Genomic DNA, 25339 nt, shown 5'->3' with positions numbered 1-25339 from the left:
CAGGGGCTCAGGCCCCCTTATGCTGCTCGGCGAAATCAAGCATACGGCGGATGGGCAGGACCGCCTTTTCCCGTATCTCCGGATCGACATGGATCTCATGTTCCCCGGTTTCCAGAACGTGGAGCAGGCTCTGCAATGAGTTCATCCCCATCCAGGGACACTCGGCACAGGCCTGACAGGTGGCACCCACTCCAAGGGTGGGCGCCTCGATGAGAGTCTTGTCCGGAGCTACCTGCTGCATCTTGTGAAAGATGCCCTTATCCGTGGCAACGATGAACTCGCGGTGCGGCATGGAAGCCACGGCCTTGATCAGGGCAGTGGTGGAGCCGACCACGTCGGCCAGGGCGATGATCTCGGCCGGTGATTCCGGGTGCACCAGCACCGCAGCCTCGGGATGGAGGCGGAGGATTCTCTTCAGGGCCACGGCCTTGAATTCTTCGTGCACCACACAGGTTCCAGGCCAGAGGATCATCTCGGCGCCGGTCTGATCCTGGATATAGCGGCCAAGATGCTTGTCCGGGGCCCAGATGATCTTTTCACCCCGCTCGGCCAGGTGCCGGACGATGGGGAGGGCGATGGCCGAGGTGACCACCCAGTCGGAGCGGGCCTTGACCCGGGCGCTGGTGTTGGCATAGACCACCACGGTGTGATCAGGGTGCTGGTCGCAGAACTCGGCAAAAGACTCCGCCGGGCAGGCCTCGTCCAGGGAGCAGGTGGCCCGGGTATCGGGCATCAGCACCCGTTTTTCCGGATTGAGTATCTTGGCGGTTTCCCCCATGAACCGGACCCCGGCCACTACCAGGGTGCGGGCATCCTGATGGCTGCCGAACCTGGCCATTTCCAGGGAATCCGCCACACAGCCGCCGGTCTCCTCGGCCAGTTCCTGCAGATCGGAGCTGGTGTAATAATGGGCCACCAGTACCGCGTTCTGCCTGCGGAGCTGTTCTTTTATCTTCGCCACCAGGGCCTCTTTTTCCTCCCGCGCAAGTTCCGGCCATACCGGATGCTCCGGCACCTCTATTCGCGGCAACTCGGGGAATTGTACATTGTCAGACAATTTTCTCTCCTTATCCTTATTCTCCAACCAGTCTCTCTCATTCATTCCCCCTGTCCATCCAGGGGGGCGCTGTCCCAGCCTTGAGCCACGGATGCGAGTTAGTACCATGCCTGAACGTTTTTATCCAGTCGGCCGGTCTTTTGACCCGCGGCAGCGGATAAACCTATGGGTGCCTTGAAAAATTAGGATTTTCGTTCAAGATCAAGGAATAACAAAATTAAAAAGCGCAGCATATTAAGCATATGTGAGCATTTTTCATTTCGAAGTCTTCGCTTATCTGCTGTGACGCAGAGATCGGACGAAAATACAATTTTTCAAGGTAGCCCTATGACAATCCGGCCAAGGACAGGCAGGGATTATCCATACAGAAAAATAAGCATAGTACCAGATAATTAGACCAAAAAATAGTACCACCCCGTGCCCCGGTCAAGACAAAACGGGGTGAACCGGTATCCTTACTGCCACTCAACGGCCAAAGGCCATGGCGTACAGGATCATTTCGTCTGTCTCAAGGAATTCCGCCACATCATGATCATAAAAGGCACCGATACCGGAGCAGCCGAAACCAAGCGCTGTGGAAACGAGATAGATCCGCTGGCCCAGTATCCCGGCCTTGAGCATCGTGGGCAGGTAGTTTCCGGCACCACTGTGCCAGAAAACGGTCACCGCCCCATCCGAACCAAGGGATTGTTCCAGGCAGAGATAGCCGGTAAATTCCCTGAAATCTCCACTCCGGCAGCAACCATGCTCGTCATAGATGCCGGGCTGCATTTTCTCGACCCGGTGGACGACCATGGCCGGATGCACCACCACCTGACAATCGGTGGCCAGCGGCCGGCGCACAACCCGGCTGACCTCGGCAAACTCTTCCCGACTGATGGGCTGGCCGGAAAAGGAGCGGATGGAACGGCGGGCAAGAATGGCCCGCCGCAGCCGGTCCGCATCGAACCGGTACACCTCTGCACCGTCTGCCGGTCGGCAGCCCACAGGACGGGCCGAAGCCGCATAGGCCGCCTCGATCACCCCGTTCTTCGTGAAGAACCCGGTCCCATCCTCAAAGGGCAGGCTCATCTCCAGGCCGGCAACCAGATCTTCCTCCCTGCGGCCGGACACAGCCGCAGCCATGACCAGTTCCCGGCGCCCGAAACCGAAACAGCGGCCAAGGGTCTCGCGCTCCAACCGGCAGACCAGCTGAAAGGGTCTTTTCTGGACCGTTGCCGCCGCTTCGATACAGCCGAGCATGTGGCCACTGTCCAGCAGGCAGTAGCGATAGGCCCGATCACCGTATTTCCAGCTTGAACGATAGTAGAGAGCCGTGACCAGAAAAATAAGCCCCATAACCCTCCTGCGGTCAGCCATGACCGCTTCCAGGCCCTGGTCATCGGTGAGGCGGTGCAGCAGCCGGAGCCGTTCCCGAAACGGTTCGAAATGGTACACCCCGTCTTCCAGCCCTTCAACGCCGCGGGCCTGCAGGTAGAGTTCGCAGGGATACAGGGCTCCGGCCGAAGGATTGACCCGCAGGAAATATGAACCGCCGGGATATTTCTTTTCCGCGCTCAGGCCACCACTGAGAAGGAGCAGCTCGTGCAGGCCAGGAACAGTCTTAAGCGCGATTGCCGGAAACCGGGCGGGATAATACTTGAATACAGCGGGCTGGCGGTGCCAGTCCACCCCGCCTCCACTGCGGACGGATTCCCAGGTATGGCTCGACTGCAGATGATAGGGAAACATGGACCCTTACCTCCTGGACCGGCGCTGCGCCTGCCCGCAAAAAATCGAGTAGGGTGAGGCAAGGTAATTAAGCTTGCCTCATCCCTCTCACAGAACCGTACGTACGGGCCTCGTATACGGCTCCTGTTTATTTTCCTTCATACTGAAACAGAAATTCCGGTCTGTACAGATGCGAGGTCAAAGAGCCCCATTTCCCCATGCAGGCAGCTGTTGGGAAGGGCATAATGGCTCAGTGGACTTGCTGCATTGGCCCAGGAGTCCATCTTGATACTTTTGAACTCTCCTCTATAGCCCAGCTGTCTCAGTCTGCGGTGTAGCCTGCGCGGCTTTTTCCACAGCTTCAACTGAACAGCACGCAGCCGTCTTCTGATCCACCTCATCAGCCGAGAAAACTCTCCCTTGCAGTTCGCTATCCGAAAGTAGTTGGCAAAACCCCTCAGCAACCGGTTGAGATCGGCTATCACCTTCTCAAGGTTCACCGGGGAGTTACGCCGGGTCATCGCCTTGACCTTCGCCTTGAAGGCCCTCACCTTGCCTCGCTGTATTCGGGTCATCACGGAGTGGATACAAACTCCGAGAAATTTAATCCCTTTGAGGCTGTGGCTTATATGGGTCTTTTCCTGGTTGACGGTCAACAGCAGTTCTTCTTCAAGATAACGACTGGCCTGGTTCAGTGCATTTTCGGCTGCGCTCTTTGACTGGCACAGGATCAGGATGTCGTCCGCATAGCGGACGATGCGGTGGCCACGATTCTTCATAAACTGATCGAAGGAATCAAGGTATACGTTGGCAATCAACGGGCTGATAACTCCGCCCTGCGGACTGCCGACCTCGCTGGCCTGCCAACCATCTCCTGTCAGAACACCGCTTTTCAAAAACTTCTCCAGCAGACCAAGAATACTTCCATCGCTGACCCGGCGACGGAACGAGGCAAGGATCAGGTCATGGTTCAACGTGTCGAAGCATTTCGACAGATCCATGTCCACTACCCATTTCCGCTCGTACGTCCGGATGAACATCGTGGCTTTGCTGATTGCCCGGTGACAACTCCGACCAGGACGGTAGCCGTAGCTCGACGGATGGAAATCGCGGTCAAATATTGGTTGAAGTATATCCAGCAGGGCCTGCTGTACCACACGGTCACGGACTGCAGGTATGCCGAGTAGCCGTTTCCCCCCGTTCGGCTTCGGGATCTCCACCCGTCGCACGGCCAGCGGCTGGTAGCTCTTGTCCTGCAGTTCCGTCAGGAGATGATCGATATTGGTCGCAAGTGATCCGGCAAAATCATCGATGGACTGGCCGTCTATTCCGGCAGCTCCTTTCGAGGATTTCACCTTGTAAAATGCCTTGACCAGGTTCTCCCGGCTCAGCATTCGATCATATAGGCTGTACCAGACTTCAACCATGCTCCTGTCCTGCGTTTCCCTTCCTCTATTTCCACGTGGAGACTTCGGTTCTTCAATGGGCGCGACCGCTTTCTATCCTCATGGGCAATATACGATCAACACTCCCATCTACTCCGATGAACGGCCAAAATCGGCAGAGGACCTGTCACGGTATACCGCCGATAGCGTGCCCCGTCCCGTCGGACGGCTTGTGTTCAGTCTGCCAGGTGTCCATAGATTCCGGAAAACCTTCAAATAAACTTCATCCCTTCGCAACAGATATGGCTTTTGGCTCATAACTGCCCCCAACGAACCAGGCCGTTGGGTCATCCCGGTTTTATCCTCCACGCTGTTACCAGGCTTCACTGGCCGGGATTTCATCACTACTACGGAATCATCTGCCACCTCACACCGCTTCGATCCGCCTTGGATTTCTCCTTGTGCTTCTCTATTCCGCTCAATGCGGAAACAGTGCAAGGCTTCCCCGGTTAAGGCGGACCCCCTGTGAGCGACCACATCCTCAATCACGTATCAGGACTGACCAGGTATCGGGCTTCGCGCTATTTGGGACGCTTACCCTCCTGATACGCCGAATCAGGTTCGCTTGCGCTATGTGCCGCTCACCTCCTATCGCTTCCTTCAGACCCTGCCGTTACCAGCAACTCCCTTACGACTCGGATTGTCTTCCCCCTGGTCAGGGTGACGCCTGCTTAACACAGGCTGGGTTTGCCCGCCATGCCGGGCAAACCAAAAACCCGCCTCCGGAACAACGGGGCGGGTCTTTTTCCTGGCTGAACCGTCATGGCACCGACCGGTATGCGCGATAACCCCCCTGCCGGGGAGCACATCGCCGGGCATGGCGCAAAGACGACGGGATCTCTTCGTTGCGGCAGCGCGGAACCTTCATACTTTGCGCGCTTCCTCGCACTCTTCACGGTACGGGTTGATGGTCATGACAGGGCAGCAGGCGTTTTTGACCACCTTGTCGGCAATAGAACCAAACAGGATACGTTCCAGCCCCTTGTAGCCATGGGTCCCCATGACGATCAAATCACAGTCCATGCTTTTGGCGTAGTTGAGCAGTTCTTCGGCCACATCACCGGCCAGGACCTTGTGGACGATTTTAGGGACTCCGCGACTCCTGATCATCTCCTCATGATCACGGACAAAGGCCTCCATGCGTTCCTGGGCCGAGTCAAACAGTTCCTTCTCCAGGTTGGGCAGATTCACCGGCGGGACGAAAAAACCGGAATAATCGTCGAAATTCTGTACCACAAACACCAGATGCACTTCAGCCTTGAAGGTACCGGCCACGTAGGCTCCGGCAACAACGATTTTCTCGGCATTGTCAGAAAAATCAATCGGAATCAGGACTCGCTTGATCTCCATCATACTCCACCTCCCCGCAGGATTGTTGACCCGGAGTGCAGCGCCGCGTGGCAGGCTCTTGAAAAACGTAGCGAGCGCAGCAGTTTTTCAACGGCCTGAAAGACTGCACCAGTTCTAAGTTATATTGTGCGACAGGAACAGGTCCTTGGCAAGGGCAAAGCCGCAAAAACAAAGGTTGACCATGTTTTGCAAGGCGAATATATTCCAACTGCTCCAGCTACTGTTGTTACCATGCCGTGGTGGCCCGAGATCTCCGGACCTGCAGAGCTGGCCCGGAGATCTCATCCAGAACCGATTGTACGCCTGGCTGATTTTCGCTTTAAGACTACCTTGAAAAAACAGTGCTGCGCCCTGTCAGTGCCTCCCCGCAGGACATCCTTTGACCCGGCAATGGATGGCAACCTGATTTTCCAGCACATTACGGAGAGATACATGGAATTTGAACCCAAATGGATTGCCTGGGAGATCACCCGGCGATGTAACCTGAAATGTGTCCACTGCCGCTCTTCATCCGAGCTGGAAGTCCAGGAACACCCGGACTTCTCCCTGGAAGAGGCCAAGCGCGTCCTCGATGATATCAACTCCTACGCCAGCCCGGTGGTGGTCCTTTCCGGCGGCGAGCCGCTCCTCAGAAAGGATGTGTTCGACATCGCCACCTACGGCACCGACCTTGGCCTGCGCATGTGCATGGCCACCAACGGCACCCTGGTCAACGATGAGGTCTGCCGCGGAATCAAGGAATCAGGCATCAAGATGGTGTCGCTCAGCCTGGACGGAGCCAGCGCCGCGGTGCACGACAACTTCCGTAACCAGGAAGGGGCCTTTGAGGGCACCATGAACGCCATCCGGCTGTTCAACGAACACAAGATCCCCTTTCTGATCAACTCATCCTTCACCAAGCGCAACAAGGAAGAGGCCCCGAAGATCTATGAACTGGTCAAGAAGCTGGGGGCCACGGCCTGGTACCTGTTCATGATCGTACCCACCGGCCGCGGCGAGGAGATCATGGAAGAGCTGATTCCCGAGTCGGAATACGAGGATATCCTCAACTGGCATTACGACATGGAGAAAGAGGAGCATGACCTGCTGGTCCGGCCCACCTGCGCCCCCAGTATTACCGGATCGTCCTCCAGCGCTCCAAGGAGGAGGGAGACCGGTTCAAACGACGGACCCTGAAATTCTCCACCGGCGGCTCCAAGGGTTGCCTGGCCGGGCAGCTGATCTGCCTGATCGATGTGGACGGCAATGTCCTGCCGTGCAGCTATTTCCCCAAAGCAGCCGGGAACATCAGGAAGCAGTCGTTCAGGGAGATCTGGGAAGATTCCAGCCTGTTCAGGGACCTGCGTGATTTCAAGAGCTACAAGGGCAACTGCGGCCGGTGCGAATACGTCAATGTCTGCGGTGGCTGCCGGGCCCGGGCTTATGCCATGACCGGAGACTACATGGGACCGGAACCGTTCTGCCATTACCAGCCGCAGAAGGGTGCCACGGAGCCGGGCACCGAGTCCTCTTCGTAAGAGGAGGGGCCACCACCGGGAGGCGGTCCGCCGGAGCAGGGGGCTTCCCGCTTTTTTTGAACCCACAACAAGGATGCAATGATGAACGACACTTTCTTACGCGCCTGCCGGGGAGAGAAAACCGACTACACCCCGGTCTGGTTCATGCGCCAGGCAGGGCGCTATCTCCCCGAATATCAGAAGATCAGGAAAAAGGGAACCTTTCTCGACCTGTGCAAGACCCCGGAGCTGGCCGCCGAAGTTACCCTGCAGCCCATCGACATCTTCGGTATGGATGCGGCGATCCTGTTTTCCGACATCCTGATCCCCATGGAGGCCATGAACCTCACCCTGGAATTCCACGAAGGCCGGGGCCCGGTCTTTCCGGACCCGGTCCGGGATCAGCAGGCGGTGGATAACCTGATCGTCCCGGATCCGGACGAGACCATGCCCTTTGTCATGGAGACCATCCGCATCCTGCGCCGGGAACTCAAGGTGCCGCTGATCGGTTTTTCCGGAGCGCCCTTCACCCTGGCCACCTACCTCATCGAGGGCGGATCCTCCAAGGTCTTCCTGGAGACCAAACGGATGATGTTCCAGGCCCCGGAACTCTACGACGCCCTGCTGACCAAGATCACCCGCTGCACCAGCCTCTATCTCCAGGCCCAGGCCCGGGCCGGGGCCCAGGCCCTGCAGATCTTCGATTCCTGGGCCGGTGTACTGGCACCCTGCGACTATGAGCGGTTCGCCCTGCCCTACGTCCAGTCGATCATCCGCGACCTGCGGCAGACAACCGATGTGCCTATCATCTACTTCGCCAACAACGGTTCGACCCTTCTGGGCCATACCACCACGGCCGGAGCCGATGTTCTGGGCCTGGACTGGCGCATCAACATCGGTGATGCGATCCGCAAGGTGGGCGACCACGCGGTCCAGGGCAACCTGGACCCCATTGCCCTGTTTCTGCCCCGGGACGAGCTGCGCCAGCGGGTTCACCGGCTGCTCGACGATGCCCGCGATGCCCGCGGCCATATATTCAACCTGGGCCACGGCATCCTGCCGCAGACCCCGCCCGAGCAGGCGAAAATCGCCGTGGACGCGGTACACGAGTACTCCGGCAAAAAGGCTTGATGGCGGTTCCATCCCTGACCCAGTGCTACCAACTCATGGAACGGTACCGGATGCTGCCCAACATCCGGCGCCATTCCATCGTGGTGGCCAGGGTAGCGGAACTGCTGGTGGACACCCTGCCTCCGAAGCTTGAACTTCCGGACAGGAACCGGGTTGTTGCCGGGGCCCTGCTCCACGACATCGCTAAGACCCCCTGCCTGGACAATGGCTGCGAGCATGCCCTGCTGGGGGCCGTTCTCTGCGAGGAACACGGCTTCCACGAAATCGCCCCCTGCGTGGCCGAACACGTCCTGCTCAAACATCACGAGCCCCAGCGATATGCCCGGGGACATTTCCTGGCCCGGGAAATCGTCTACTACGCCGACAAAAGGGTCCGTCACGACCAGGTCGTCAGCCTGGAAGAACGGCTGGACTACATCATCAAACACTATGGAAATAACGATCCCCTCCGCCACCGACTGATCCGGGAAAATTTCCAGAAATGCATCGACCTGGAGCAACACCTCTTCCAGTGGCTCGATTTTCCCCCTGAGGCCGTTCCTGAAATCATTGCCTGCGGCAAAAGGAACCTGGCGACCTGACACCTAACAGGCTGCTGAAAAACGTAGCGAGCAAAGGTGAGACAATGAAAAATAAGGCGAAAAAGCGCAACGTACATGGAGTACATGAGCATTTCGGAGTCTCGCAGGCTCGCTTGCCTGAGCCGAATTTTGACGCAGTATCACCGTAACTCGTCACAACCACCCCATCTTCGAAGTCTCCGCTACGCTTCGCTTATCTGCGCGGTCGCATCTGCCCGCATAGAGGGCCTATCGGAGTCTCCCTCCGGTCGCTTACCTGCGGTCAGCCACGACTGCACAGCGAAGCGACCGAAGGGAGACCGCGAATCTGGAGCGCCTGAGACAAGTTACATTTTTTCCCTTGAAATATCGGACTGGTGCGTACCCTGTGACCAGATACATATCACCGGGCGCAGTAGTTTTTCAACAGCCTGAAATACCCTGAAGAAACATCTATCTGGAATCATAAGTTATTTTAAACATCGCATTACCAATGCCACCGCAGAGGGAATCAATTCCAGGATTGCAACTCTGCAAAAAACAGCCTGTGGCTTTCGGAACAAAGTCCGCTTGAGGACCGCCATTCTCTTTCACCTTGGTGGCCTCGAGCTGTACCCGGATACCCACTGAAAACCAGAAAGGACCTAATTTTTCCGTCACGGATTCAGGGAAAATATTGTCAGATTTTCAAAGATCATGGTGGCATGATCGCCGTATAGCTTGAATCAGGCCACGTGTACAATGGTTGAACCCCTAAAAAATGGCCTCAGCGGCGTTCATGGGCCACTGGGGTTTGGGGTGTCACTGATTCAGGTCACTGTTAACATGACCAGGTCGATGTAGGTTATCCATACCTGTATAATTACTTGTTAGGTTTTTAATGAGGCAACATTATGAAAGACGGGTTTGAGTTAAGGAAGTCTTCCGGAAAGGGAGAAGGTATTTTCGCCACCAAATTATTTAAGATTGGCGACATAGTAATGGTTGGAGTAATTAAAGAATCACTGAATGGAAATCACTCTCATGCTTCACAGATAGGCGTAAATGAGTATGTACTTCACGCAGGGCTGATAATTAAGGTTAATCATTCCTGTGACCCCAATTGTGGTATTAGTGTAAATAAAACTGGTGCACATGATTTTGTCACAATGAAGGACATCATTGTTAACGAAGAAATAACTTTCGATTATGCCATGAGAAATTATATTGTTGACTATTTTCCGAAGAAATGCATGTGTGGCTCTAAGCGATGTCGCGGTAGAATTACAGGATGGAAAGATTTACCAGACAAAAAAAAGAAAGAGTATGAAGGCTTTGTGGCTCCTTACCTACTTGAGTTGGATGCCAAGCATTCATGCGAGAAAGTGTAGAGTTATTGAATGTAATTGTCGGGTCCCGAGAGATTGTAAACAGATTTTTTAAAGAGCTCTGGATTGCTTTTCCGCCATTGTTTCAGGGCCTGGATCGGCGTTATGTGGCCGAGGTTTTTCTGTGGAATGTGATGATTGTATATCCGGCAGTAATCAGTCAAGGTATCCTTGAGATGTCGGGCAGATCGGAACCTGGTCTGGCCAACGACCTCGGCTATTCTGGCATTGAACCTCTCGACCATGCCGTTGGTCTGCGGGTGTTTTGGCCTGATGAGGCGATGATCTATCTGGTGCTCTGTGCATACCTTGTCAAAAGGATGCTGTCCTGTTGGTTTCCTTTCTCCGTGGGCGCAGAACCGATCCGTGAACTCCTTGCCATTATCCGTCAGGATGGTCCTGACCCGAAAAGGGGCCTTCTCAATCAGGTTTTTCAGAAATCCCTTTGCCGAGGCTGCTGATTTGGATGCTCTGATCTCAATATACACCCATCTGGTAGCCCGGTCTATGGCGGCAAAGAGATATTTCCGCTGGGATTCGCCTGGCATCCTGGGGAGATATTTCACGTCGACATGGACATATCCTGGTTTGTACGACTTAAAGGACTTTACCTTCTTCCGCTCCTTGTCCTCTTTGGGTACCAGGTCCGCCAGCCTGGACACCCCATGTCTCCGCAGGCACCTGTCCAGGGCAGAGCGCGACATACCGGGGTTGATGAATTCCCGAACGACCGCCAGCAGGTCATCCAGGGACAGGAGCAGAGATTTCCTCAGTTCGACGACAATCTCCTCCTCAACAGGACTGAGGGTGGCACGAAGGTTATGCGGCCGATGCGACTTGTCTTCGACAAAGTCGCGCTTTTTCCATTTCCTGGCCGTTGACCTGCTGATACCATATTTTGCAGCCAGGGCTCTTTCCGACAGATTGGACTGCTGGATCTCTCGACGTATGGCAGGAGTAGTCCGTGCGTTTTTATGCAGGGTGACTTTCATGGTAACACAGCTAACAGAAAGACAATCCTTTTGCTTTGTTCATGGTTCCATCTAGTTGCTTCCTCTGGATCTGGCAAGGCCAGGCCCGCTACGCGGGTGCTTCGCAGCCTTGCCAGAGCCAGAGGAAGCAACTCAAGCTGTCCGTGACGAAAGGGATGAAAAATCCCTTTCACAGAACTGGCTCCAGGACACCCTTGAGCAGGTGTCTGGCACGAAATAAAGGGTAACTCCTCCTAGGTATGTAATCAAGCGGGACGCTACATGTTAATTAACCAGCAGTTCCCGGTTTGCCCCCTGCTCAACCAGCGAACAGGACCATTTGAGAAATTTTGACCCTGTTGTCCAAATTTCCTGTCGATTTTTGGCATGAAACGACAGGGAAGGCGGTTTTTCCGAAGAAAAAACCGAATTTTTGACGTACTTCTCCTGTCATCCTTCCGGATGTTGTCCGGAAGGGTACGTTCTTTGACAACCTGATTTTTTCGATCGGCGACTCACTCCCATTGGAACTCCAGTTTCGGCTTGCGGACGCCGTTGACGATACAGTCGAGTATCAGCTCCATTGACGGGACGAAATTCTCATTAAAGCAGCTGCGAATTCGTTCCCAGAGGTACCGTCTCGTTGCATATTTTGCCCGGGCCGCCTTGAACAGCGGACAACACATCTGCTGAACCTGATCTACCAGGAAAAAGGGGACAGATTTATTTAAAAGCAGGTTTTCATTCGGGTCAGAATTACCGGTAACGCGCCGGTCAGCCACTCCCCCGTCCGGGTTCGATGTGGAAACCGAGCTTGCCGGGCCTTTCCCTTCCTCTGGGTTTGGTCCTTCGCTCCGCATGGTGGAGCTACTATGACCGCTGCTGACTCCTGCCTGATCATCCGGCATGTTTCCATGCAGGACGCTGTCCAGAGTTAACTGGACCGCACGCCGGGCAGGCCTGCCCCCGGATAAGGACGTGATCTTTCACTACACAACCGCGGCATTTACCCTATCTCCCAAACCCAGGGCTTCGTCATGTTGTGCTGACTTACCCGGAAACCGGGCCTTGTATGCCATTTCTGTTCATCGGCTCATAGCGTTGTACTCCGGGTTACCGCTCCCTACAGTCGCTTTCGCCTTCGGCTCATGGTCTCCGCTCCGCTCCGGCTCCTTCAGACGAGCCCTCGCGAGATCGTCCTTGCCTTCGACTAGTATTTATGCTCCTGTCTCACGACAGTAACAGGGTTTACATACAGGGGGCTTTCACCCCATAAGATCCATAGTCCACAATTTGAAGAAGGTGCATCGTTATGGGGCAGGCTTTGCGTAATGTACTGATTTGCGGGAGTATCTACTGGAAATAACGATAAAAGAAGCCAAAGCAACATGACAGAGGCTGGTTCATGTAGCGGCAACAGAGAAAAAATGAGTCTTGGCAGTGAATTAATCCAGTCCGGCCCAGTAAAAATCACCAAATAAGAAAAATGTGGTCTGTGAAAAGGGTTTTTCTACAGACTCGTTGGGCTTGATAAAAGGAGATAAACATGAAACCAATCAAGGAAATCGAAAGTTTTGGTGGGACAGACGCAGACAACGACGCGATTCTACTCCGAGCCTTTGAAGACCATGATGCATATGTCGATGTAATGTCGATGCGCCGGCATATGGTCATTGGAAAGAAAGGAAGTGGAAAAACTGCAATATTTAAAAAAATTATAACAACAAGAGAACCATCCTTTTTTTCATACGGGCACACATTTTCTGACTACCCATGGCACCATCATGAGCGGCAAGCCCGTATTGGTATACCGGATTTTGATAAATACACACATAGCTGGAAGTACCTTATATTGTTATCTGTAGCCAAGATAGCTCTAAATCAGCAGTTCCCGATTTGCCCCCTGCTCAACCAGCGAACAGGACGATTTGAGAAATTTTGACCCTGTTGTCCAAGTTTCCTGTCGATTTTCGGCATGAAACGACAGGGAAGGCGGTTTTCCCGGAGAAAAAACCGAATTTTTGACGTACTTCTCCAGTCATCCTTCCGGATGTTGTCCGCAAGAATACGTTCTTTGACAACCTGATTTTTTCGATCGGCGACTCACTCCCATTGGAACTCCAGTTTCGGCTTGCGGACGCCGTTGACGATACAGTGGAGTATCAGCTCCATTGACGGGACGAAATTCTCATTAAAGCAGCTGCGAACTCGTTCCCAGAGGTACCGTCTCGTTCTATATTTTGCCTGGGCCGCCTGGAACAGCGGACAACACATCTGCTGAACCTGATCCACCAAGAAGGCCAGCAGCATCAGATGGGCAAAAACAGCGCTCAGGTGCTTCTTGCCGAGTCCATAGTTGTGCTCCAGGTTGTAGCCCTGGTTTTTCAAGGTATTGAACGTCTCATTCTCGATCCGCCACCGGGCACGGCCGGCACGCATGATGTCAAAGGCGTTTTCCCCGCTGATCGGGATGTCCGTCACCCAGCCGAACCGGTTCTTTACGTTACCTTCACTGTCCGTCTCCCAGTATTCCAGGAAGTTGACCGTCAGAGAATCCTTGCTGGACTTGTTGAGGGGAACATTGTTGAGAAAACGAAAGCAATGGTGCACATTGGTCTTGTTGGAATCCGCTATGTGCAACTCGGTGATTTCGCCCCTGTCAGCCGCCTCGTCGACCGATTGGTACAGATTCTCATGATCCTTGGGCTTGGCCCCGAGGATGTAGCGCAGGTCATGTTTCTGCAACTCCTGGATATGCGGCGCGTTGGACGCCAGGGCATCTTCAATGACAATGGTCTTGAGATGGGGATGCTCGCGCCGGAAATCAGTCAGGTAACGCTTGGCCGCATTTCGTTCACAGTCGTTCTTGCTGCTGCCGTCCTGCTTGACGATCATCTCCGGGCAGGTGGGAATCACTTCCGAACGGTCCGGATGGACAAAGGCCCCGGCAAACATCTGTTGGTAATATTCGACCTTGCCGTTGCGCTTCCTCTTGCTCAGGCAATAGTCGGAGCCCATCTTTTCAGAGGTGTAAATACCGGTGCCGTCCAGGGCAAGAAGATAATATCCGCCCAGCCAGGTCATCTTCTCCAGTACCTTGCCACGCTGAAGCTGGGCAAAAATACTTTTGAACGGACGACGCAGATCCCTGACGGAAACCTCATCCAGAACAGTGCGCATCTGGCTGTCGCTGGGGATGCGGCTGACACCGAATACTCCCTGCAGGCTGTCGGGCTCTTCCCGGCGCCGTTCATCAAAAGCAAGCAGCGATGGATCTTTCAGGCAAAACATGGCAAAACCGGACATCAGTACATCGGGCAAAGATATTGAACTGTTGGCGGCCCGATGATCCACCACTCGGTTAAAATCCTCGCGTATGCGGGAATACAAGGTATCGGCATTGAGGTGACAGCGCATTTTTATCCGACGAAATGTTTTTCCGCTGTTACGGTAGTTGCGAATGAATCTGCTGAGTGTCGACATGGCATATCTCCTTGTAACGAATTGATATTACAAAGAAAAATGCCGCCGATCTTTTCAGCCATGTCAAGTAAAAAATCAAGTTCTTGAGAAAAAATTATGTTGTGATTACACCATGCTACGACACAGAAGTTTACGAAACCGCTCTCCCGGAAGCCGCATTATTTATGCGTTCCGGGCATAACGGGAATTGCTGGCTCTAAATCAAGATAATTCCCTTCCAATTAGCGAGGAAACAATGGAGGATATGCTTAGGTTAGAAGCCTTCGTTGTAGATACTTATGGAAGTCGAGACCCAGATCTGACACAAACCTTCAGCCCAACAAAGGAGTTGAGGTTAAAGCCACACTTCGAGCTAGATTGGAAGATACTTAAGGCAGGAATTTCTCCTGAATCAGTTCCTGTTGAAGAGCTCCCAACAATAATTCCAGAGGTTAATGCTGCTTTCTTGAGAACGATTCTGAGGTGCCTGAATCCAAATCATAAATATTATATTGCATTTGACCAACTCGATCTCGGGTTTAATAAATCCTCTCCGGAATATTCGAGTAGGTTAATTGGACTTCTTCTTGCTAGTCGAGATATAAACCTGGCAGCTCGAGAGGCGGGAATCAACTTGTTTGTTGTCGTTTTTCTTCGTGATGATATATATGACTCTCTTCATTTTGAAGATAAAAACAAAATGACGGAGAACTACGTATCTTTAATTGAATGGGATACTCCAAGAACAAAAAAAACACTAAAAGCTTTGATGAATCGGAGATTTACTGTTCTTCTTGGTGGTGAAGAAAAACAAAACATCAACTGGGGTGATGTATTTAACGAAGAACGAGAGATGCCGGGTCATCAATCAAAATACGATCACATCAGGGATAGGACCTACCTTCGTCCTCGCGATATAATTAAATTTGCAAACTTGGCATTAAAAGAATATAAGCAACGAATAGATTCTGGTGAAGTCGAGCAAGGACATCTATATAAAATAGATAATGTTGATGTTCATAATGCGAGAGTGGAGTATAGCGAGTATCTTGTTAGGGAGATTGATGATGAGGTTCATACCCATCTTCCCGACTATGAAAGACACTTGGATGTGTTAAGGGCTATCGGCAAGTGGCATTTTGATAAGGATGAATATGAGTCTGCGTTCAGTAAGCATTATCCAGAGGCACAAATTTCGTCTAATGAGGCACTAGAGAAGCTGCATCAGTTTTCATTTATTGGTTTCTACCGAGCTGGAGGTCGAGGGTTTGGGGGTCAGAGTATGTTTTCCGTTACCGAGAACCAAGAATTCGCTTTGATAGTACTGCGACGCGTTACCGTGTACATCCAGGGCTCATAGAGGTGATGGGGCTTAAAAGGGTGTAACAAGAGAATATGCGTGGTCCGTTTGCACGATGCCCAACAAGACGCTCGTTCGGACGCAAACTCCGCTGCGCTCCGTTTGCGCCACACAGCTTAATAGTTGATCGCGTGTCAATGGCAAAATAAAACTGTACCAAAAATGGCAATGAAAAGTGTACCACCTCCATCGATGTTTACCTTCTCTTTCGAGGAGGTGAGCGTCATGATTTCAACGGAGGTTTTCATGGACATCATTTCATTGCATCGGCAGGGACTCAGTATGCGAGCCATTGCCAAAAAACTCGGCATTCACCGAAACACGGTCAAAAAACACATCGAGGGCAATACATTGCCCCAATACCGCAAGAAGAAGCGGCAGAAATCCATTCTGGATCCTTACCGCCAGGTAATCGACGATTATCTGGCTGAAGACGACTATCGGGCCACCTGGATTCTCGACCGCATACGGAACATGGGCTATACAGGCTCATACGAAACACTCCGCGATTATGTCCGCAAGGTCAAAGAGCGGCACAGCCGCCTTGCCTATGCCCGCTTCGAGACAGAGCCCGGCCGTCAGGCCCAGGTGGACTGGGGTGACCTCCAGGTCGAAAACCCGGACGGTTCCTTCTCGACCAAATACATGTTCCTGATGATTCTCGGCTACAGCCGGGCCATGTACATCGAGTTCGTCAACCAGTGCACCCTGGAGACCTTCCTGGACTGCCACATCCGTGCCTTTCATTACCTGCAGGGTGTGCCTGCCGAGATCCTTTACGACAACATGAAACAAGTGGTCACCGGCCGGAAACAGGGCAAAGCCGTATTCAACACCGAGTTTCTCCATTTTGCCCGTCACTACAACTTTACCCCCAGGGCCTGTCCCCCCTACAGCCCCTGGGTCAAGGGCAAGGCGGAACGACCCATGGATTATGTCCGCCAGCGATTCTGGCGGGGATATGTCTACACCTCCCTGGAAAAGCTCAACCGCGATGCCGCTCTATGGCTGGACAAGACAGCCAACAGCCGCCGGCACGGTACCCACGGTCAGCGGATATATGAACGCTGGCAGCAGGAGCTTGCAGCGCTCACCTCCTTGCCGCCATCGGACTACGACACCTCGATCAAGATCTATCGCAAGGTCTACAAGGACTGCCAGATCTCCTACAATGGCAACCGGTATCTGGTTCCCTACAAAATGGTCGGCAAAAAGGTCATGCTCAAGATCAAACACCGCAGGATCCTGATCTATGATGACAATGTCCTACTGGCCTCCTATGAGGAGGCCCGGGGCAAAAACGAACTGATCGGCAACCGACTGTTCTATGAACAGCTCAAGCGCGACAGGCAGCTGGTCAAGCGCAAGTACGGCAGACGCAAGGGCAAGGCGACCCGCGGGCTCACCACCTCCAGTCTCTTTCCCCAGGTGGAATACCGGCCCCTTGCCGAGTATGAACGCTATGCTCAGGGAGGTGGATCATGGAACAGTTGACCTCCGAACGACTCCAGGACAATCTCGCCCGTCTGAAGCTCAGCCGGGCAGCCGAGGTGCTTGATACCGTGGTGCAGCAGGCAAAAGAGGAAAAAAGCTCCTATGTCGCTTTCCTTGACCATCTGCTCGAGGAAGAGGTTGCTGCCAAGGAGAAACGCCGCATCCAGACCGCCATGAAAACCGCGGGACTGCCATCGGCCAAGACCATCGAAGAGTATGACTTCTCCTTTCATCCTCAGCTCGATAAGGGGTCGGTCATGGAGCTCTTCGATCTCTCGTTCATCACCAACAAGGAGAATGTTATCTTTCTCGGGCCACCCGGTGTCGGCAAGACTCATCTGGCAATCTCCCTGGCCATCAAGGCCTGTCACCACGGGTTCAAGGTCTACTTCACCACTATGGACACCTTGATCAAAAAACTCAAGGAGGGGGCGACCCGGCAGAAGGCCTACCTCAGCTCGAGCCTGGTGATCGTGGATGAAGTCGGCTACCTACCGGTCTCCACACAGGAGGCATATCTCTTCTTCCAGTTCGTCTCCCACAGGTATGAACGAAACTCCACTATCATCACCTCCAACAAGAGTTTCGGTGACTGGCAGGAGCTCTTCGGTGATCCGGTTATCGCCACCGCAATCCTGGACAGGCTGCTCCACCACTGCCGAGTGATCAACATCAAGGGCCACAGCTACCGGCTCAGGGGCACTCGTTTTCAAAACAGATTTTCAAGGAACAGGAACAGAAAAACCAGGTCAATGATTCACAGGCTATGACGTAAAAGCGAAACTGGTGGTACACTTTTCAATTGCCAGAAATGGTATATTTTTAGATTGCCATTAACAATCGCGACACGAAGTCGCGTTTTTATATGTTATTACCGCTGGTTATCCTGTAAAGATCACCTGGCGTGTCCCCGCCGGTATCCTAGGGAGGCGTGCTACCGTTGCGTCGATGACGGGGTGCGAAGCCCTCCTGACAACGTACCGAAATGGGAGGAAGCCGCTAGGCGGAACCCCTTTTCCGGGCATCCCACCCGGTTAAGGGCTAGGATGGGGCAATATGGCGAGAGTAGGCAAAGATCTTCACGTGTCGTCAATGAGGACAGACCTACGGGGATTATTGGTCGAAGACCCGTTTCCTTGTGTTTACGGGTGTTGGAGAGGTTGCAGGTCGCTAACGTGCCTGCACAGGACCCAATTTCCACCGGCGTTCAAGATCCGCCTAAGTTGTCCGCAAAGGTAAGAGCGTGGAACGTGGTACCCCACCAGGTCCTTCGCCCTTTGGGCAGGCTAACCGCAAGGCAAGCTGTTGGAGGTCTGGGTCGAGATGCCTTAAGAAGCGAATGCCTTGCGGTAATGGCAGGGATACCGGGTGAAACATTCTCGGCTCCGTAAGGAGGCTGACTTCTGGCAGGTGCCTCTTCACGAGAAAACAGAAGGATCAAGCATCAGTAAGGGAAAGCAGTCGACGGCCGTCAGGCTGGTGCGCCCTTCAGCATCGGCTTTGCTGACAGTCTGCAATTATCGTGAAGCAATTATTAATTGCGGGACCCCTCAACAAGGGGAACCTTAGCAGGTGCTTGAGCCGTATGACGGGAAACTGTCACGTGCGGTTCTGAGAGGGGAAAGGAGCCGCAAGGATCCTGACCTACCCGGTGCTTCGGAACACGTTTTTATTGGAATCAGGGAATCTTCATCCCAGTGTATCGGAGCCCGCAATTCGTTTCTCCGGATTACAGCGCAAGAATCGGAGTGTTTTCCCATCTGCCCTCCTCTATAATCAAAGTCAATCAAAGATAAAGACATAGAGGAGGACGGTATGAGTACTGTTAACAGAACGATGGGAGTGATCGAATGGTTGTTGCTCATTACCTTGTCCTTTCTGTGGGGCGGCTCCTTTTTCTTTATCGGTGTGGCCGTGCGCGCTCTGCCGCCCTTCACCATCGTGACCCTGCGGGTCCTGTTCGCGGCCCTGGTGCTCCATGCTATTGTGCGAGCCATGGGGCTGAAAATGCCGTCGGATCGCAAGCCATGGGCCGTTTTCGTGGGCATGGGCATCCTCAATAACGTAATTCCCTTCAGTCTCATTGTTTGGGGGCAGACATGCATCGCCAGCAGCCTGGCCTCCATTCTCAACGCGACCACGCCGCTGTTCACCGTAATTGTGGCGCATTTTCTGACCGATGACGAGAAGATGACCCCATGGCGCCTGATCGGCGTGCTCATCGGTTTCGCCGGGGTGGTGTTGATGATCGGGCCGGACGCGCTGCGCGGGCTCGGCGCCAATGTCATGGCCCAGATCGCAGTGCTTGCCGCCGCCCTTTCGTATGCCTTTGCCGGCGTGTACGGGAGGCGTTTCCGCAGCATGGGCGTTGCGCCTTTGGTGACGGCCACCGGCCAGGTCACGGCCTCGAGTCTCTTGCTGATCCCCCTGGCCCTGGCAGTAGATCGGCCCTGGACGCTGCCGATGCCGTCCCTGGAAGTTTGGGGCGCCCTGATAGGCCTGGCTGTTTTCTCCACAGCCGTCGCGTACATCCTCTATTTCCGCATTCTGGCCATGGCGGGGGCCACCAATGTGCTGCTCGTGACCTTTCTCATTCCGGTCAGCGCTATCCTGCTTGGCACCACGTTTCTTCGTGAACACCTGGCGCTAAAACACTTCGTCGGCATGGGACTGATCGGCCTCGGTCTGGCTGCCATCGATGGGCGACCGCTCCAGTGGCTTGGCCGATCCAGATCCTCTCGAGGCAGTTCCTCAGACCACTGCTAAAGTAAAACAACGGTCATCGGAGGCTTGAATGAAATCCGATACGAAGTTGTGTGTTGATGAGAAAAGCCGCTGGCAGACACTGGTGACACGCGATGCTGCCGCCAGGGTAGCCTTCTATTACGGCGTCAAGACGACGGGGATCGTTTGTCGGGTTGGCTGCCCCTCGCGCCTTCCCAAACGCGAGAATGTGGTATTTTTTGACACCTACGGAGAAGCCCGGCTGGCGGGATACCGTCCCTGCAAGAAATGCCGGCCGGATCTGGAGTCGCCGGATGGGCCGTTGGTGGAGATGGTCGTCCGGGCCTGCCGCCGCATCGACGAGGCGGAAACGCCCCCCGGCCTGGAAGAACTGGCCGCAGAAGCCGGTATGAGCCAGGGGCATTTCCACCGCATCTTCAAGCAAATCGTCGGCGTTACGCCCAAACAGTACGCCGCTGCCCGGCAGACCCAACGATTCCGTGAAGAACTCAAGAGCGGCCGTTCGGTCACCGAGGCCATCTACGAGGCGGGATTTAGTTCCAGCAGTCGCGCCTACCAAACGGCCGGCGAGCGCCTGGGCATGCCGCCCTCCACATTCAGGCGCGGAGGGGCCGGGATGACCATTCGCTACGGGATGGCACCCTGTTCCCTGGGATGGGTGGCCGTTGCAGCCACCGAGCGGGGCGTGTGCCTGATCGAGTTTGGGAACGACCCAAAGTCCCTGTCCGACAAGGCTTGGGAACATTTCCCGAATGCCGACATCGAGGAGGCCGGTCCCGATTTCTCCGACCTGCTGCAAAAGGTGGTGCACCTCACCGAATCGCCGAGACAGCCCTTGGACCTGCCGCTGGACATCCAGGGCACCGCGTTTCAGGAGCGGGTCTGGCAGGCTTTGCGCGATGTCCCGCCTGGAACGACCGTCACCTATGCTGAGATTGCCCGCCGCATTGGTCGACCCAAAGCGGCGCGGGCAGTGGCGCAGGCCTGTGCAGCTAACAAACTGGCCGTGGCTGTCCCATGTCACCGCGTGGTGCGCAGCGATGGGCCATCGGGGGCTACCGCTGGGGCGTGGAGCGAAAGCAAGCGCTGCTCCTCCGCGAAAGCGAAACGGCTGAAGCTATCCCGGGTAGAGAGCGAGAGAGATCATGAAGCCTAACCTCGCGTGCAGTTGTCCCTGTTATTCGACGCGCCGCTGCGCTCACTCGGCTCGCCAGCCGCTGACGTCACGTTATACGCAAAAAAATAACCATGATGGGCATGAACGCGGTGATCGAGGCTGAAAATATTGACACTCGGTCAGCCATCGACGACATTGTCTTTACGGCTTCGGCAGGCATCACGGTGAGCACGACCTGCCACCTCTACGAATACCCCGTCATATCACCTCCGGAACTCGCCACCAGAGACGGGCAGCAGCAATACATACTGGTGAGCATGCCGATCACATTGCTGCCGAAAATGAAATAGGGTTCTCGAGTTCAGGAGCCCATTGAGGCAATACGCCTTATGTTCACAGCCTGACAGGCCGTTGAAAAACGTAGCGAGCGAAGATGAGACAAGGAAAAATGAGGCGAAAAAGCGCAGTGTACATGGAGTACATGAGCATTCCGGAGTCTCGCAGATAAGCGCAGACTTCGAGCTCGCTTACCCGGAGTCTCCCTTCGGTCGCTTACCTGAGCCGAATTTTGACGCAGTATCACCTGGCGCAGTAGTTTTTCAACGGCCTGCTAAACCTGTATGGCCAGAAAGACCGGTGGTGGGGATAGAATCGGCTGCCGGATGATCTCCCTGGGCAGAGTAGATATTTTCAACGGAATGATGGCGCATGGAAATTTCCGGCATTGATCATTTTGTGCTGACTGTTTCAGACATTGATGAAACAGTAGCGTTTTACGAGAAGGTACTCGGCATGGACAGGGTTGTTTTTGGTGCCGGACGCGTAGCACTGAAGTTCGGTAATCAGAAAATTAACCTGCATGAGGTTGGTCATGAGCTTGAGCCAAAGGCGAAATGTCCGGCTCCGGGATCAGCGGATCTGTGCTTTTTAACGCCGTTGGTGTTGAATGAGGCCCTCCGGCAGGTCAAACAGTGTGGAGTAGAAATCATAGAGGGACCGGTTGAGAGAACCGGGGCAAACCGCAAGCTCCTGTCTTTCTATTTCAGAGACCCCAGCGGTAATCTCATCGAGGTCGCAAATGAGGTATAGCCACATAATCGGGTAGCCGGAGATTTTTCTCCCCCAGCCTCACCCTGTGGTGATGCCCTTGCGGACGGTCAGCAGTTCATGCTACGCTATATCATGTAGCAAGGAACATGTACAGGGGGACTTGAACCCCATGGGTTCACGCCCGTGCCGGGTGTACACAAAAAAATCCAACCGCCGCAGTAATCAGCGCGACTGTTTCTGATCGTTATCCATCAGAACCAAAATACAACAACCCTGAAACACATCGCATATATCATGTCTGATTTCGACTGGATCGAATGCTATCCCAACGCGGTGACGGTCTGCGACCGGGAAGGAATCATTATCGCCATGAACCAGGCCTCGCGCCTCAACTTCCGAAAAAGGGGCGGCGCCGAGCTCATTGGCTCGAGCCTCTACGACTGCCATTCCATTGGCTCGGGCGAGATCATCCGCACCCTGATCCGTGAAGAGCGAAGCAACACCTATATAGTCAACAGGAAAAACCGGAGGCGCCTGGTCCACCAGGCGCCGTGGTACCGGGACGGCGTATTCGGCGGCCTGGTTGAAACCATCATCGACCTGCCAGAAGACCTGCAGCCGGCCGGGGCAAGTGAGGAGTGAACATGGAAGTCCTGTTTCTCGGCGTCGGCGAGGCCTGCGACGAACACCATGCCAACACCTCGGTCCTCCTGACCACCGGGGACGGCTGCCGCATCCTGCTTGATTGCGGTTTCACCGCGGCCCACCGGCTGTTTGCGCACTGCAGGAGCGCCGAAGAACCGCACGCGGTGTGGATTTCCCACTTCCACGGCGACCACTTTTTCGGCATCCCCCTGCTGCTGCTGCGACTCTGGGAAACTGGGAGGACTGAACCCCTGACCATCATCAGCCTGCAGGGAGGCCGGGACAAGGTGCTCGCCGCCCTGGAGCTGGCCTATCCCGGATTTGAGGCCAAACTCCAGTTTCCGCTTATTTTCAAGGAACTGGATCCGGGGGCGCGCCTGGAATTTGGGGGCCTCACCTGGCAGGCTGCCCGCTCGATCCATTCCTGCACCAATCTTGGCCTGCTGCTCCAGGATGACCGTCACCGCCTCTTCTACAGCGGTGATGGTCGGCCCACCCCTGAAACAGAACAACTGATGCAGGGTGCGGACCTGGTCATCCACGAAGCATTCAGTTTAAAAGACAGCATTGCCAACCACGGCTCTGTTCTCTCCTGCCTGGATCTGGCCCGGCGGGCCGATATCGGTCATATGGCCCTGGTCCACCTGGAGCGCAATGTCCGCACAGGCGGGGCCGAGGTTATAACCACTCTGCTGAGCGAATATCCCCGTATCTGGCTGCCCACAGAAGACGACCGGATTCTGCTGGGCGACACCCCCGATCTCGTACCTGCAAGATGAAGTCACCCCATCGCCAACCCTTGCTCGATACACCCTTTCCTGCGGACCTTCTCTACGCCCTTTTTCCGGCAATACCTGATCATTTCTTCATTCTGGACCAGGAGTACCGGATCTGCTTTTCCAACTGGAACCGGACAGGACACCTGCCGGAAGAACTCAAGCTGAACTTTCTGAGTTGCAGCAACTAGTTGTTTCTTTGTTGTTTTAAGATGTTGAAGGCGCCGGTGGTTTCAGCATATCAATAGCCACTGACATTACTGCATCAAGGATGTTTGATATAATATTTTCTGGTAACACGCCGATTTTCCGTATTTTATCAAGCGCCAGGCTCAATATTCGCTGGAGCGCCTCCAAGACAGAGAGGTCCTGCAGTTCATCGGAGCAGGCGTAAAACAAACTGCCAAGGGTTCTGGGGTCGTCGTGCAACCGTTGCTCAAAAGCCAGAAACAGATAGCGAAGCATGACAATGGTCGTGTGGCCGATAAGCCCATCATAATCACGCAGTTGCATCTCCCGCTCCAGGTTGAGATAGTGTTTCGCCATCTTGAAGAAGACCTCTATATCCCACCGCTTCCCGTAAATCCGCACAATCTCTTCAGCGGACAACTCCAGATCGGTGGACAGGATGGCCAACCAGCCCCGTTTCTGCCGGTGCCGCACAAACACAATTTTCACCGGCAGCCCATCCCTGGTCTCGACGATTACGCTTGCCAGAATTTTTGCTTTGCCCCGGCGTTTCTTGATCCGCTTGTAAAGTTCCCCGAGACGAATTTCCGTGTGGCAATGCCGGTAAAGGATCGTCGGCATATCTTTGAGCATGCAGATCACCGGTCGATGCCGACTCAACGCCTGAATGACCGACGGAAAAGCAAACCAACTGTCCATGAGGATATGGGACGCATCAATTCCGGCCGCCAGCACCCTTTTTATCATGGGCACCAGAAGTTCCGTCGCCTTGGTCATGGCCTCCTGACGCCGCTTGTAGCCGATGCTTCTCTTGTCCAGCTTTTTGGTGATCCCCTGCAACCTGTTTTGGCTGTTTGCCGACGACAGCATAGAAAAATCCAAGGGCAAAAACGTGGCGCCGTCGCTCCACCCCAGGCTGAGCATCTTGAAGCCGTTCAGAAATCGATTTTCGGTGTGATCATGGACTCTGGCCAGGAGTTCAACAAATTTCGAATGCGACCTGTCATAGGTGCTGTCGTCAATTATGAGCACCTTCTTCCTGTCACAATCGGTAAGCAGATCGCAGAAGTTCACCAGCTTGGCCGCCAGGAGCAGAAGCAGTTTCCGCCAGTTGTAGCGCGGATTTTTCAGCAGCTGGTATGCCGCGTCCTTCTTGAAACCGTGGTTGTTGCCGGCAACGATACTGCGGAAAAAGTTGTTGTTTTCAAACGGCAACACGAAAATGGCCTTGAGCAGCACCAGCGGCGAAGCACCGCGTATCTTGCGGATGCCTGCCCTATTGAGCAGAGTGCCGATGGCAAAGTTATCAAAGAACGAATCGATTCTGTGGTGCAGACGTATTGCTTCTTGCTGTTTCTGCGAATTTGGTATACTCTTCATTTCGGCCCTTTCTTTTTGATTTTATTGAGGATTT

21 protein-coding genes and 2 pseudogenes are annotated in these 25339 nt (G+C 54.2%); 15 read left to right on the top strand and 8 right to left on the bottom strand.

From position 1 onward, the window contains the following. Positions 1 to 7: 7 nt before the first annotated feature. From nadA to GF1_RS01870, 4 genes are all read right to left on the bottom strand, one after another. A complete protein-coding gene (gene nadA / locus GF1_RS01885) occupies positions 8 to 1102 on the bottom strand; it encodes a quinolinate synthase NadA (RefSeq protein WP_435051704.1) in 1095 nt (364 codons plus the stop codon). 420 nt (positions 1103 to 1522) lie between these two features. Then, entirely contained in the window at positions 1523 to 2788 is a 1266-nt protein-coding gene (locus tag GF1_RS01880; protein WP_267927934.1) for a SagB family peptide dehydrogenase, read from the bottom strand. 137 nt (positions 2789 to 2925) lie between these two features. Beyond that, the gene (gene ltrA / locus GF1_RS01875) at positions 2926 to 4194 is read right to left on the bottom strand and encodes a group II intron reverse transcriptase/maturase (RefSeq protein WP_267927933.1); all 1269 of its coding nucleotides are present in this window, start codon (positions 4192 to 4194) and stop codon (positions 2926 to 2928) included. A gap of 882 nt (positions 4195 to 5076) precedes the next feature. Further along, positions 5077 to 5565: a universal stress protein gene (locus GF1_RS01870; RefSeq protein ID WP_267927932.1), complete on the bottom strand. Its 489-nt coding sequence runs from the start codon at positions 5563 to 5565 to the stop codon at positions 5077 to 5079. Between the two features lie 429 nt (positions 5566 to 5994). Here GF1_RS01870 and GF1_RS01865 point away from each other — a divergent pair. The 5 genes and pseudogenes from GF1_RS01865 (at position 5995) to GF1_RS01845 (ending at position 10119) form a co-directional block, all read left to right on the top strand. Continuing rightward, positions 5995 to 7079, top strand: a pseudogene (locus tag GF1_RS01865) (radical SAM protein). Positions 7080 to 7160: 81 nt separating this feature from the next. Further along, on the top strand, positions 7161 to 8189 hold the full coding sequence (hemE, locus tag GF1_RS01855) for a uroporphyrinogen decarboxylase (RefSeq protein ID WP_353740440.1): 1029 nt from the start codon (positions 7161 to 7163) through the stop codon (positions 8187 to 8189). Next, positions 8189 to 8770: an HDIG domain-containing metalloprotein gene (locus GF1_RS01850; protein ID WP_267927928.1), complete on the top strand. Its 582-nt coding sequence runs from the start codon at positions 8189 to 8191 to the stop codon at positions 8768 to 8770. The genes hemE and GF1_RS01850 overlap by 1 nt, the downstream gene beginning before the upstream one ends. A gap of 420 nt (positions 8771 to 9190) precedes the next feature. Next, positions 9191 to 9379 (top strand): transposase, encoded by a 189-nt coding sequence (locus GF1_RS16345; RefSeq protein ID WP_353740439.1) that lies wholly within the window; start codon positions 9191 to 9193, stop codon positions 9377 to 9379. Between the two features lie 263 nt (positions 9380 to 9642). Beyond that, positions 9643 to 10119 carry an SET domain-containing protein-lysine N-methyltransferase gene (locus GF1_RS01845; protein ID WP_267927927.1) on the top strand — a complete coding sequence of 159 codons (477 nt, stop codon included), beginning with the start codon at positions 9643 to 9645 and terminating at the stop codon, positions 10117 to 10119. Between the two features lie 2 nt (positions 10120 to 10121). On the opposite strand, the gene GF1_RS01840 is transcribed toward GF1_RS01845, so the two are convergent. Beyond that, positions 10122 to 11108, bottom strand: a complete 987-nt coding sequence (locus GF1_RS01840) for an IS481 family transposase (RefSeq protein WP_267927926.1) — start codon at positions 11106 to 11108, stop codon at positions 10122 to 10124. Positions 11109 to 11602: 494 nt separating this feature from the next. After that, entirely contained in the window at positions 11603 to 11869 is a 267-nt protein-coding gene (locus GF1_RS01835; RefSeq protein ID WP_267927925.1) for a hypothetical protein, read from the bottom strand. Positions 11870 to 12633: 764 nt separating this feature from the next. Between GF1_RS01835 and GF1_RS01830 the strand changes: the two genes are divergently transcribed. Further along, positions 12634 to 13029 (top strand): hypothetical protein, encoded by a 396-nt coding sequence (locus GF1_RS01830; protein WP_267927924.1) that lies wholly within the window; start codon positions 12634 to 12636, stop codon positions 13027 to 13029. A gap of 161 nt (positions 13030 to 13190) precedes the next feature. Here the strand turns inward: GF1_RS01830 and GF1_RS01825 are convergent, their stop codons facing one another. Continuing rightward, the gene (locus GF1_RS01825; protein WP_267927923.1) at positions 13191 to 14570 is read right to left on the bottom strand and encodes a transposase; all 1380 of its coding nucleotides are present in this window, start codon (positions 14568 to 14570) and stop codon (positions 13191 to 13193) included. 187 nt (positions 14571 to 14757) lie between these two features. Here GF1_RS01825 and GF1_RS01820 point away from each other — a divergent pair, with 187 nt between their 5' ends. The 9 genes and pseudogenes from GF1_RS01820 to GF1_RS01780 all read left to right on the top strand — a co-directional run bounded on the left by GF1_RS01820 (position 14758) and on the right by GF1_RS01780 (position 23739). After that, on the top strand, positions 14758 to 15909 hold the full coding sequence (locus GF1_RS01820; RefSeq protein WP_435051703.1) for a P-loop ATPase, Sll1717 family: 1152 nt from the start codon (positions 14758 to 14760) through the stop codon (positions 15907 to 15909). A 246-nt stretch (positions 15910 to 16155) separates the two neighbouring features. Beyond that, positions 16156 to 17403, top strand: coding sequence for an IS21 family transposase (istA, locus tag GF1_RS01815; protein ID WP_267927921.1), 1248 nt, complete (start codon positions 16156 to 16158; stop codon positions 17401 to 17403). Continuing rightward, positions 17391 to 18173 (top strand): IS21-like element helper ATPase IstB, encoded by a 783-nt coding sequence (istB, locus tag GF1_RS01810; RefSeq protein WP_267927920.1) that lies wholly within the window; start codon positions 17391 to 17393, stop codon positions 18171 to 18173. The genes istA and istB overlap by 13 nt, the downstream gene beginning before the upstream one ends. Positions 18174 to 19218: 1045 nt before the next feature. Further along, the gene (locus GF1_RS01805; protein WP_267927919.1) at positions 19219 to 20169 is read left to right on the top strand and encodes a DMT family transporter; all 951 of its coding nucleotides are present in this window, start codon (positions 19219 to 19221) and stop codon (positions 20167 to 20169) included. A gap of 28 nt (positions 20170 to 20197) precedes the next feature. Further along, a pseudogene (gene ada / locus GF1_RS01800) lies at positions 20198 to 21297 on the top strand (bifunctional DNA-binding transcriptional regulator/O6-methylguanine-DNA methyltransferase Ada). 99 nt (positions 21298 to 21396) lie between these two features. Then, the gene (locus GF1_RS01795; RefSeq protein WP_267927917.1) at positions 21397 to 21615 is read left to right on the top strand and encodes a hypothetical protein; all 219 of its coding nucleotides are present in this window, start codon (positions 21397 to 21399) and stop codon (positions 21613 to 21615) included. Positions 21616 to 21973: 358 nt separating this feature from the next. Beyond that, entirely contained in the window at positions 21974 to 22354 is a 381-nt protein-coding gene (locus tag GF1_RS01790) for a VOC family protein (RefSeq protein WP_267927916.1), read from the top strand. A 255-nt stretch (positions 22355 to 22609) separates the two neighbouring features. Beyond that, positions 22610 to 22957, top strand: coding sequence for a PAS domain-containing protein (locus tag GF1_RS01785; protein WP_267927915.1), 348 nt, complete (start codon positions 22610 to 22612; stop codon positions 22955 to 22957). Positions 22958 to 22959: 2 nt separating this feature from the next. Further along, complete coding sequence (locus GF1_RS01780; RefSeq protein WP_267927914.1) at positions 22960 to 23739, top strand: MBL fold metallo-hydrolase; 780 nt, start codon at positions 22960 to 22962, stop codon at positions 23737 to 23739. Positions 23740 to 23943: 204 nt separating this feature from the next. Here the strand turns inward: GF1_RS01780 and GF1_RS01775 are convergent, their stop codons facing one another. Continuing rightward, positions 23944 to 25305 carry an IS4 family transposase gene (locus tag GF1_RS01775; RefSeq protein ID WP_267927913.1) on the bottom strand — a complete coding sequence of 454 codons (1362 nt, stop codon included), beginning with the start codon at positions 25303 to 25305 and terminating at the stop codon, positions 23944 to 23946. Between the last annotated feature and the right edge of the window lie 34 nt (positions 25306 to 25339).

Source organism: Desulfolithobacter dissulfuricans (assembly GCF_025998535.1).
Taxonomy (GTDB): Bacteria; Desulfobacterota; Desulfobulbia; order Desulfobulbales; family Desulfobulbaceae; genus Desulfolithobacter; species Desulfolithobacter dissulfuricans.
This window is presented reverse-complemented; position numbering and strand designations above follow the sequence as displayed.